Source organism: Megasphaera sp. UPII 135-E (assembly GCF_000221545.1).
Lineage (GTDB): Bacteria > Bacillota > Negativicutes > Veillonellales > Megasphaeraceae > Megasphaera > Megasphaera hutchinsoni.
In genome coordinates this window covers 17426-29035 of sequence record NZ_AFUG01000017.1, presented here as the reverse complement: position 1 = coordinate 29035, position 11610 = coordinate 17426, and the positions used below count along the sequence as shown (strand labels likewise).

At 41.7% G+C, this 11610-nt stretch carries 7 protein-coding genes; 6 read left to right on the top strand and 1 reads right to left on the bottom strand.

Annotated features, from left to right (window positions below):
- Positions 1 to 51: 51 nt before the first annotated feature.
- A complete protein-coding gene (locus HMPREF1040_RS02905; RefSeq protein ID WP_007392418.1) occupies positions 52 to 1005 on the bottom strand; it encodes a magnesium transporter CorA family protein in 954 nt (317 codons plus the stop codon).
- Between the two features lie 194 nt (positions 1006 to 1199).
- Between HMPREF1040_RS02905 and smc the strand changes: the two genes are divergently transcribed.
- From smc to HMPREF1040_RS02875, 6 genes are all read left to right on the top strand, one after another.
- A complete protein-coding gene (smc, locus tag HMPREF1040_RS02900; protein ID WP_007392416.1) occupies positions 1200 to 4757 on the top strand; it encodes a chromosome segregation protein SMC in 3558 nt (1185 codons plus the stop codon).
- Between the two features lies 1 nt (position 4758).
- Positions 4759 to 5679 (top strand): signal recognition particle-docking protein FtsY, encoded by a 921-nt coding sequence (ftsY, locus tag HMPREF1040_RS02895; RefSeq protein ID WP_007392410.1) that lies wholly within the window; start codon positions 4759 to 4761, stop codon positions 5677 to 5679.
- Positions 5680 to 5692: 13 nt separating this feature from the next.
- The gene (gene thiM / locus HMPREF1040_RS02890) at positions 5693 to 6520 is read left to right on the top strand and encodes a hydroxyethylthiazole kinase (RefSeq protein WP_007392407.1); all 828 of its coding nucleotides are present in this window, start codon (positions 5693 to 5695) and stop codon (positions 6518 to 6520) included.
- Between the two features lie 165 nt (positions 6521 to 6685).
- Complete coding sequence (locus tag HMPREF1040_RS02885; RefSeq protein WP_007392415.1) at positions 6686 to 7294, top strand: TetR/AcrR family transcriptional regulator; 609 nt, start codon at positions 6686 to 6688, stop codon at positions 7292 to 7294.
- Positions 7263 to 8423, top strand: coding sequence for an efflux RND transporter periplasmic adaptor subunit (locus HMPREF1040_RS02880; protein WP_007392411.1), 1161 nt, complete (start codon positions 7263 to 7265; stop codon positions 8421 to 8423). The genes HMPREF1040_RS02885 and HMPREF1040_RS02880 overlap by 32 nt, the downstream gene beginning before the upstream one ends.
- A 4-nt stretch (positions 8424 to 8427) precedes the next feature.
- Positions 8428 to 11541 (top strand): efflux RND transporter permease subunit, encoded by a 3114-nt coding sequence (locus HMPREF1040_RS02875; RefSeq protein ID WP_007392422.1) that lies wholly within the window; start codon positions 8428 to 8430, stop codon positions 11539 to 11541.
- Positions 11542 to 11610 lie beyond the last annotated feature (69 nt).

Genomic DNA, 11610 nt, shown 5'->3' with positions numbered 1-11610 from the left:
GATGTCTATGCTATTTTTTTAGTTGCTATATTCACTAGTTTGGTATTGCGATTAAAATAAATCTTTACGCCATAAGAGAATAAAAGCTAAGAACGTGAAAATAAGGGAAATAATTATTACATAAATATAGCCTAAAGGATTTGCCGAAAAAGGTAAGGGCGTATTGATACCCCAAAAGCTAAAAATAATAGTTGGTACAGCTAAAATAATGGTGACGGAGGCTAAGAATTTCATGACGATATTGAGATTATTGGAAATGATGGAAGCAAATGTATCGGACATATTGATAAGAATATTAGAATACATTTCAACCATTTCGATAGCCTGTTTATTTTCGATGATGACATCTTCTAATAGATCTTCATCTTCTTCATACATTTTTAATAAGTGATATAATTCTGTATTGCGACGCATACGCATGAGGCGTTCCATCACGATGCCGTTGCTACGCAAGGCGGAAGTAAAGTAGGTTAATGATTTTTGTAATTCGAGCAATAAAAAAAAGTCTTTGTTACGCATGGAATGGCGTAGCATCGATTCGGTATCATCCGTCCGCCGATTGATTTGCATTAAGTAGCGTAAAAATAAGGATGCCGAGCGGTGTAGAATTTGAAAGAGGAACCGCGTCTTTTTGAAAGTAGAAAAGAGGGGGTATTTATTCTCCGTAAAGGTACGCATGACTTCTGTTTCTTCAATACAAAGGGTAATGATAAAATCTTCTGTAATAAATATACCTAGTGGTAATGTGTCGTAACTATCTTTTTCTAATAAAATAGGAATATTGATAACGACAAATATATATTCATCTTCAATTTCCACGTGAGAACGTTCTTCCGTATCCAATGCCGTTTTTAATACGTCGGTTGGAATTTCTGTAACCATGGAAACGAGTTGCAAGTCATCTGCGTTGGGATTTACGACATGGATCCATGAACCCTTTTCGGCAGTTACAAGGGAAATATTGTCTTCTAAGTGGCCAGTTATGTGTTTATATACTTGGATCATGCGTGTTATCCCCCTTCAATAATGTATTATATGCTTTATTAAATATACTCAGAAATAGTAGTTTCGTCAAGTCAAAAGCGGTGCAAAGGTAGGTGTCAAGTGCTTTAATAATAAGGTCGTATTTGTTATAATAAGCAATATAGTTGCCCCTATTGTGTCAGGGGTTAAGCGAGGGATAGAAAGAGGATAGAGCAGTGCAATTAGTCAAAATGGAATTACGCGGCTTTAAGTCATTTGCCGATAAAACAACACTTACGTTTGATCAGGGGATAACCGCCATTGTAGGACCTAATGGCAGTGGCAAAAGCAATATTTCTGATGCCCTGCGTTGGGTGTTAGGTGAACAGAATGTCCGTCAATTGCGGGGGCAAAAGGCCGAAGATATTATTTTTGCTGGTACGACGATAAGGCGACCGTTGGGTGTTGCTGAAGTTTCTTTGTATTTTGATAATAGTGAGCATGTGTTAGATATTGATTTTACGGAAGTGGTGGTCACACGTCGTTTGTTTCGTTCAGGTGATAGTGAATTTTTGTTAAATAAAAAAGCTTGTCGCTTGAAAGATATTCATGCGTTATTTGCGGATACGGGTATCGGTCAAGATTCGATGGCGGTGATTGGGCAAAATCGCGTGGATCGTATTTTAAATAGTAAACCGGAAGAACGTCGGATTATTTTTGAAGAAGTTGCTGGAATTACGAGGTTTAAGAGTCGTAAAGAGGAGGGGTTGCGAAAATTAGCGGATACTGCCAGGAATTTAGAACGGGTTGGTGATTTGCGGACGATATTGGAAGAGCGATTGGCACCGTTAAAAATGGAACGAGATAACTTAGTGCGTTTTCGTGCATTAGATAAGGAACGGTTGGCCTATGAAGGTTCGCTTACGTTGCAAGCATTGCGTAATAGTGAAGGTTTGTTGGAAAAAGCCGAACGGAGCAGGGAAGTGGTTCAGCAGGAAATTGAGCATGGGCAACAGCTGATTGCCGAAGTAGAAACGCAGCGGCAGAGCGTATTACAACAGATTGCGGGTGATACGGAGCAAGCGAAAAAATTAGATCAGCAGGTGTTGCAGGTTCATAATGACTGGGAGAGTTTAAAAGAACGGAAAGAGGCATGTATTCAGCGCCAAGCTATTTTAGTAGAACAGATGAAAGAAATTGAAGAGGAAAAACAGACCTTTGCACATCGAAAAGAGGTGTATGCAAAACGGGTAGCTGCACAAAAACAGCAAATGGCACAACGGCAACGGGCGTTACAGTCGGCAAAACAGGGGTTGGCATTATTGCAAGGGGCGTTAGGAGAAGCGGAAGTAAAAGAACAAGCTCTCGCACAAGCGTTAGGACAGCAACGGAATAAACGCATTCAGTATGAGCAAGAAAAAGAATTGCTTGCTCGTGATTTAGTGCATCTGCAACAGCAAATAGAGGCCCTAGGGAAGGATAAGGAAGAAGCGTCAACCGCTTGGCAGTCGGGTTGCCAGGAGCAAGAACGGTTGCAACAGTCGTATGATGCATGGGTAGAGAAAGAAAAGAAGCTGTACGATAGGTCTGTACAGTTGCAAGCAGCTGTACAAATAAAGGAGAATTTATTGAGAAAATCGCAACAGCAGTATGATAAGGTCTATGAACGATATAAAAAAATACAGCAAGTGTTAGTAGAAAAGACACAGCGTGTGCACGTGTTACAAAGCATGGAAGAGGCCTTTGAAGGGGTTGGGCGAGCCGGTAAGGTTGTTTTTGCGGCGGAAAAAGAGCCGTGGCATCAATCGCTGTGCGGTATGGTTGGTAGGCTTTGTTATATTCCTTCTGCTTATGTAACGGCAATTGATATCGCCTTGGGTAATGCGGCAACTTTTATTATCATTAATAACGAAGGGGATGCAAGGCAAGCTATTGCGTATTTGCAAAAGCAGAAGGCTGGGCGAACTACGTTTTTACCTCTCGATCGGATACAGCCGCGGCATCCTTCTAACGTGGAACTAGCAGCGGTAAAAGAAGAGGGCATTATCGGTTTTGCCCATGAATTATTGACGTATGACGAACGTTATGCTGCGGTTTTTTCTTCTTTGTTAGGAAAAACGATTGTTGCGTCTTCTGTTGATATGGCGGCGAAAGTTGCACGTAAATATGGACAACGGTTACGCATGGTATGTCTTGATGGCACGCTGTTTCATCCAGGCGGTGCGATGACGGGAGGTAGTATGGGGCGGCAAGAGGGATCGCTTGTACGGCGTCATGCTTTGGTTTGTTCATTAGAGCAAACCTGTAACACCTTGCGGACTGAGGGCGAAATGGTGGAAGCGAATGTTTCTCAGCAAGCTCAAGCACTTGCGACTATACGGAGTCAATATGAGGACATACAGCAAGCACAAGATGTTTGTGAAAGACAATTGCACGATATTTCTTTACAGCGTATGCATGCAGAAAAAGATAGGCAGTTACTGCAAGCTCGTACACACGACTTGCAACAACGCTATGAAAAAATAGATCAAGAACGGCGTACGGTGCAGGCGATGGTAGTGGCAAAGGAAGAAGCGTTGCATCAACTGATAGATTTTTCTGAAGAGGATGGAGATGATTTGCAGCATCAACGGAAAGAAGTACTTGCGGCGATACAGCAGTATCGACAGGATTTAACAGAAAGTCAGGTTGCTGTGGCAACTTTGGAAGAGCAAATTAAACAGGGGGAAAGACAAGGTGTAGAGGCAGTACAACGACAGCATGATTTGAAGGCTGATGAAGCACGGCTTGGCATCAGATATGAGCAAGGGAAAAAGCAATTAGAGGAAACGGTGCAGATACTTCAAGATTGTACGGTTACGATTGCACGAAAAGAACAGGAAGTACAGGAAAAAGATAAGGAAAAAGAGCAGTTTTATCGTATTCGCCAAGGTCATTTTGAGCAGAGTAGTGCGTATGATGCACAATTAGCAGAATTGCGTTTGCATGTGCAGGAATGGGAAGAGCGGTTGCATCGAAGTGAGATGAAGATAGAAAAGTACAGTGCTGAAATTCGTCATTTTGAAGCGTTGCTGGCTCGACAAGGTTTTACACGGCAACAGGCGATGGAGCAGAAAAAAGAGGGCTCTTTACAAGCGTTACAACAACGGGTGCAGGTATTACAACAGCAATTAGCGACATTAGGGGTGGTCAATCCGAATGCAGAAGAAGCATATCAAACGGCGCTTGCACAGCAGAAATTTTATGATCGCCAATGTGAAGACTTAGAAGTTTCGCGGCAACAGTTGCAACATCTTATTAAAGATATTGATGCAGCTATGGCCTTACAATTCAGGCAGGCTTTTGACGTGATAGGAAAGCATTTTCAAACGATTTTTAGTCGGCTTTTTGGTGGGGGTATGGCTCAGTTAGTCTTGTCTGATGAAAAAGAGGTCTTGCAATCGGGGGTAGACATGTTGATTTCACCACCAGGAAAGAAAAAACAAGCCTTGTCCCTTTTATCAGGAGGAGAACGAGCGTTGACTGTTATTGCGTTATTATTGGCCTTTTTAGCATATCATCCGGCACCTTTTTGCTTTGTTGATGAGGTGGATGCAGCTTTAGATGAAGCGAATGTTGAACGGTTAGCTCAGTATCTGCAAAAATATACAGATAAAACGCAGTTTATTGTCATTACGCATCGGCGTAAGACAATGGAGGCGGCTAAGACGTTACAAGGAATTACGATGGAAGAAAAGGGTGTATCTCGGTTAGTAAGTATAAAAATTGATGATATTATGAAAGAAGGAATATAACATGGGATTTTTTTCAACGTTAAAAAAAGGATTAGAGAAAACAAAACATTCGTTATTGCAAAACGTAGAATCGGTTGTCTTAGGATATGCTAAGATTGACGATGAAATGTATGAAGATTTAGAAGCGGTTCTTTTAACCAGTGATGTTGGTATGGATACGACCGATTACATTTTGCAGCAGATTCGTTGTGGTGTAAAAGATAAAGAAATTCAGTCGGGAAGCGATGTCATTCCTTATTTGGAAAAGTGTATTACCGAATTGTTAAAAGAAAATAATACGCCCGTTACATGGGCTAATGGAACGCATGTGATTTTTGTCGTTGGCGTAAATGGCGTAGGAAAAACAACGACGATTGGCAAGTTAGCGAACTATTATTTACAGGAAGGAAAAACGGTTATGGTCGCTGCAGGGGATACATTTCGGGCAGCTGCATCGGAACAGTTGACTATTTGGGCGAATCGTGCGAATGTGCCAATTATCAAACATAAAGAAGGGGCAGATGCGGCAGCTGTTGTTTTTGATGCTACAGCAGCAGCCAAGGCACGTGGTATTGATGTACTTTTAGTGGATACAGCTGGGCGATTGCATACGAAAACGAATCTGATGGAAGAATTGCGGAAAATGGCACGTGTGGCAGGAAAAAATATTGAGGGTGCCCCGCATGAAACTTTACTCGTGTTAGATGCTACGACCGGACAAAATGCGGTGCAACAAGCGGCATTGTTTGGGAAAGTAGTTCCTCTTACGGGTGTCGTTTTGACAAAATTAGACGGTACGGCGAAAGGTGGCGTTATCTTATCGGTTAAACGTACGCTCGGCGTCCCTGTTCGCTGGGTTGGTGTTGGTGAAGGTATGGATGATTTACGTCCCTTTGAGGCAACTCAATTTGCGGCAGCATTGTTTGACAAAGCGGAAGCATAACGGGGGATAGCGTATGGAGAGAGGGAAACGAGTACAGCATATTTTGATGGAGATTGCACAGGCACGGGAACGGGTGCGGCAACAAAAGCCACTTATTCATGAAATAACAAGTCCTGTGACGACGAATGATTGTGCGAATATAACGCTTGCTCTTGGTGCTTCGCCGATTATGGCAGAAGAGATACGGGAAGTTGCCGATGTGGTAAAACAAGCGAAAGCCTTGTTGCTGAATATGGGGGTTTTAAAAAAGGAACGTCTACGTGCTATGTATTGTGCCGCCGAAGTAGCGATAGAACAACATATTCCGATTGTATTGGATCCTGTCGGTGTGGGTAGTACGTTGTGGCGAACAACAGAAATACGGGCTTTTTTGCAGACTATTCCGGTGTCGATTATTAAGGGAAACAGTAGTGAGTTATATTGTTTATTAGAAACGACCCATGCTGGCACTAAGGGCGTGGATGCACAGGATGAGATGCAATTAGAGCCGTCATTTTGGCAGGATGGGGCAGCATATTTGCATGCGACTTTAGGGGTAACGGGAAAGAATGATGTTGTGGCTGATGCAACAGGGGCGATCTTTTTACAAAATGGGTGTGCCACGTTACCCTATGTTACTGGTACGGGGTGTATGATTGGTGCCTTGGCAGCTGCTTATAGTTCGGTTGCTACGCCATTTATTGCTACCGCGGCGGCGATTATGTCGATGTCCATAGTAGGCGAACAAGCAGTAGGCTGCGGTCCCGGTAGTCTGCATGCGACGTTGTGTGATGGTATATATAGTTTAGATAAAGATAGTTTTTTTCAATATGGCCAAATTACTACCCCTATGAAGGTATAGGAATATAAATAATAGTATAAATAAAGAACGCTTTTTACAAGTATGTTACGTAAAAAGCGTTTTTTTGTGTAGTTACCTTTGTTGACTTTTTTTTACATAAAGCGTAAACTAGATTATGGTACTGAGTTTTATGAAAAAGTTTTCCCGAATAGAGGAGATATTTACATGGAAGAAACAATACAACAGCGAATTTTATCAGAAGCCTTGTTTTTGGTGAATACGCAAGGGGCTGATTTTCATATAGATGAACTAGCTAAGCGGTTACATATCAGTAAACGCACGGTGTATGAACATTTTACATCGAAGCAAGATATCATTTGGCAATCCTTAGTTGCTTTTGCGGATGAGTTATATCGAGAACATAAAGCATTATTAGAGGATACGACATTACCAACGGATGAAAAAATGATGAAATTTTTTCAGATGTCATCAAGGCAAGCACAGGTATTTTCTGTTCGCCATATGAATGTATGGTTATCACGAGTCCCAGAAGTACGAAAAAAATTACGGATTATGGTTAATCGAGATTGGGAGATCCTTGAATTATTGGTAGCACAAGGTCAAGATGAGGGAATCTTTCGCACGTTTGATATTTCCTTGTTTATGCATCTTGTCAAGAATGCCGCTGCGGATATATTGGATTATATGGATGAAGTGGAACATGAGTATTCGTTTTTTTCCTATATGACACAATGCTTAGATATGCTTTTATATGGAATTAAGGTGAATGGGAGGATGTGCGATGAGCGGAAACCGAAAAGGGTTGATAAGTAGTGTAATAGCTATTGTTATGGTTTGTATGTTAAGCGGTTGTGGTGCACCGGCAGGTTTGCCGAAGGGGCCGATTGCGGTGAATACTTATGAGGTTACAGCCGAAGAAGTGACGTTGCAAGATGAGTATAGTGGTATGGTTATTGCGGCGGAAAAGGTACCGATACGAGCGAATGTATCCGGGCGGATCGTAGAAAAATATGTGCAAGGTGGGCAAAATGTACGGGCAGGACAACCGCTCTTTCGGCTAGATAAGCGTGATCAAGAAAATGCGCTCGCCGTGGCAAAAGCAGAAGCGGCACGGGCCAAAGCTGTCTTAGCCAATCAGGCGTTGAATTATCATCGATATCAGCAATTGAGTAAGCAACATGCCGTTTCTACACAGATGGTTACAGATCAAGAATCTTTGATGCGGCAACAAGAAGCGGTTGTACAAGCTCAAGAAACACGCGTACGAGCAGCTCAAGACACGCTCGCTGATACGGTGATATATGCTCCTTTTACGGGCGTATTAGGGGTGGATGATGTACCCGTAGGAACGTATGTTACGGCTGGAAATACGCCTGTCGTTACGATTTCTTCAACCGATCCCGTATTGGTTTCTTTTTCCTTGGGAGAGGAAGCGTATTTGCAGTGGGCAAAAGGTAATATGAATCATAGCACGTGGGGACAAGCCTTACGATTACGCCTTTCTGATGGCAGTATATATCCAGAAAATGGACGAGTTGTACAAGTTAATCATAGTATGGAAGGTAGTGCTGGTTCTGTTTTGATCAAAGCGTCTTTTGCTAATCCACATCATATCTTGATTCCAGGATTATATGGTACGGTCATAGCTTCTCAACCAGTGCGTCAAAAAGTGCTGTTAGTACCGCAACGAGCAGTACAACAAACGCTCGGGAAATATTTTATTTCAGTCGTCGATGCGTCTAATAAGGTACATACGAAAGAAGTACAACCGGGTAAAAAGTATGGTGCGTATTGGATTATTCGTTCAGGCATTAAAGCAGGCGATATTATCGTTGTCGATGGTTTTCAAAAAATGAAGGGGGTCGATTTATCTTTTCATCGGTTAACCAAGGCGGATATTGATAAGAAAACTGTTTCTATTGGCGAGATGAAGGAGGGGTAATTACGTGATATCTAAATTTTTTATACGTAGACCTATTTTTGCTATCGTTATATCCCTCATTATTTCTATTTTGGGTTTAATTGCTTTGGGTACTTTGCCCGTTGCTAAGTATCCGAATGTAACGCCTCCACAAGTACGTGTATTTACACGGTATATGGGGGCAAATGCGGAAGTTATTAATGCAACCGTTGCTAGTGTACTTGAAAAGCAGTTAAGTGGTATTGACCATTTGGTTAGTATCGAAAGTATGGGCAATGACATGGGACTATATTCGTTGCAGGCACAATTTGAGCCAGGCAGTAATGTGGATATGGATGTTATTAATATGCAAAATCGCATTCAGCAAATTGCTCCCTTGTTACCGCAAGAAGTAGCACAGGCTGGTATTTCGGTACAAAAATCGACAACTTCAATGGCGATGGTGTTTGCTTTAGTATCGCCGCATGGAACATATGATCCTATTTTTATGAAAAATTACGCGTCGCAGTATTTTTTAGATACGATAAAATCAATTCCTGGTGTAGGGAATGTACAAGAATTTGGTTCGGATTATGCTATGCGGATTTGGCTCAATCCAATGAAAATGGGTATTTTTAAAGTTACTCCCATGGAAGTAGTGAATGCTTTACGCACACAAAACGCACAAGCTGCTGTGGGTATGGTGGGTGCTCAGCCAGGACAAGTCGATGGTATTTATCAATATCCCTTACGAGCGAATGGCCGCTTGCAATCGGTGGATGAATTTAAGCATGTTGTTATCAAAACCAACCCTGACGGTTCACCTATTTATGTAGGGGATATTGCCAGCGTGCAATTAGGTGCACAAGATTATTCGATGGAAAGTAATGTCAACGGACATCCCGCGATGGGATTCATGGTTTCGCTTACATCTGACGCTAATGCTATGCAGACTGTAGGGGAAATCAAAAAAGTATTAGAAAAAGAACAAGCTCGCTTTCCTGATGATATGAATTATAAAATTATTTATGATAGTACTGTCTTTGTGAAAGCATCTATTGAAGAAGTACTTAAAACATTTGTTGAAGCATTGTTGTTGGTCGCTTTGATTGTCTTTTTATTTTTGCAAAATGCACGGTCTACATTGATCCCGCTAATTGCTGTTCCCGTTTCGTTATTAGGGACGTTTGCTTGTTTTACCGTATTGGGGTTTTCCATTAATACGCTTACGTTATTTGCTATGGTCTTAGCGATTGGTTTGTTGGTAGATGATGCGATTGTCGTGATTGAAGCGGTGGTCTATGAAATGAAGTATCATAATCGAACACCGCGAGAGGCTACGTATATAGCGATGGAAAATGTACAAAAACCTGTTATTGGTGTAGCTTGTGTACTAGCAGCCGTCTTTGTACCAGTTGCATTTTTAGGCGGTATGAGTGGTGTATTATATCGACAATTTGCCTTGACAATTGCCGTATCTGTAGGTATTTCAGCTTGGGTGGCGTTGACATTAACACCGGCACTTTGTCCATTATTGTTACGACCACATGAAAAACGTTCAACACCGCATGTGGGGGTACGTTTTTTTATATGGTTTAATGATAGAGTAGAACGTCTTATAAATGCGTATGGAAAGCGGTTAGCACAGATAAAAAATCACTTGCGTTTAAGTCTGGTAGTCTTAGTTGTGATTAGCGGATTGACAGCGATGTTGTTTATATCGTTGCCCAAGGGATTTGTTCCACCCGAGGATAATGGGTTTGTTATTTTAAATATGACATTGCCAGAGGGAATGTCGCAAGAAGAAACCCAAAAAGTGGGCTCTGCCTTTAGTAAATGGGTACAACAGCAGCCAGGCGTGGCTAATATGCTTAATGTAGTAGGGTTTAGTGTCTTGGCGGGTGGCCCTAAGGCGAATGGGATGACTTCCTTTATTGGTATGGATGATTGGAAACAACGGCCTGGTTTGGAATTATCTTCATATATGCTTGTGGGTAAGATAATGAAACAAGGCATGGCTGTTCCAGAAGCGACTGTGTTGGCAATGAATCCGCCTCCGATTGATGGCATGGGAACGTCTTCGGGTTTTTCATTACAAATTGAAAACCGTGGCGGTCATACTATTGCTGAATTAGGACAGACAGCGCAACAATTTCTTGAAAAGGCAAAGGAACGACCGGAAATAGCGGCAATTTTTACCGCCTTTACAAGTGACACACCGGGGTATGAATTAATGCTTGATCGGCAAAAGATTGCCCGTGAAGGGGTAAATCTTAAAGAATTATATCAGACACTGCAAATTTTTTATGGTTCCTATCAAGTAAATGATTTTATGATGTTTGGGCGTAACTTTAAGGTGTTCGTTCAAGCTGCTTCGGATTATCGAGGTCAAATTACGGATCTGTCGCATATCTTCGTACGCGATAAACAGGGAAATATGGTGCCTATACAACATTTTGTTACACCTTCTCCTATGGGATCTGCTTCCATTATCACTCGTTTTAATAATTATCCAGCGATTAAATTGCAGGGAATGCCAGCTAAAGGATATAGTTCAGGCGATGCGTTACAAGCTTTGCGTGAGGTTGCACAACAAACCTTGGGTGAAGGTTATGCGTATGAATGGAGTGGTATGAGTCGGGAAGAAGTAGAAGCAGGGAACAAGACTATATATATTTTTGCTCTAGCACTACTTTTTGTGTTCCTCATTTTAGCGGCATTATACGAAAGCTTTAAGGTACCGTTTGCCGTCTTGCTTAGCGTGCCAACGGGGTTATTTGGTGCATCTCTGTTTGCGTATGTATTGCATTTGCAAAATAATATTTATTTCCAAATTGGTATTTTAGCGGTGATTGGGTTGTCCGCAAAAAATGCTATCTTAATTATTGAATACGCAAAAGTACGGGTAGAAGAAAGAGGGATGGATATCGTGTCGGCCGTGATTGAGGCGGCAAAGATCCGTATTCGACCTATTGTCATGACGTCTCTTGCTTTTATCTTTGGGGCTATCCCATTGATCGTGGCATCGGGAGCTGGTGCTTCTTCACGTATTACTATGGGGATTACTGTCGTTTGTGGTACATCCATGGCGACAATATTAGGGATCTTTTTCATTCCTTTATTATTTATCATTGTGCAACGAATAAAGATTCGTATATAGATAGTATAAGAAAAGAAATGAATTATCTAAGGATAATTCATTTCTTTTCTTCTTCTTGTGGAGCGATGG

What these genes read in the sequence shown, in the direction of transcription:
- HMPREF1040_RS02905 (WP_007392418.1), bottom strand. Translation starts at nt 1,005, where the DNA reads ATGATCCAAGTATATAAACACATAACTGGCCACTTAGAAGACAATATT.
- ftsY (WP_007392410.1), top strand. Translation starts at nt 4,759, where the DNA reads ATGGGATTTTTTTCAACGTTAAAAAAAGGATTAGAGAAAACAAAACAT.
- thiM (WP_007392407.1), top strand. Translation starts at nt 5,693, where the DNA reads ATGGAGAGAGGGAAACGAGTACAGCATATTTTGATGGAGATTGCACAG.
- HMPREF1040_RS02885 (WP_007392415.1), top strand. Translation starts at nt 6,686, where the DNA reads ATGGAAGAAACAATACAACAGCGAATTTTATCAGAAGCCTTGTTTTTG.
- HMPREF1040_RS02880 (WP_007392411.1), top strand. Translation starts at nt 7,263, where the DNA reads ATGAGCGGAAACCGAAAAGGGTTGATAAGTAGTGTAATAGCTATTGTT.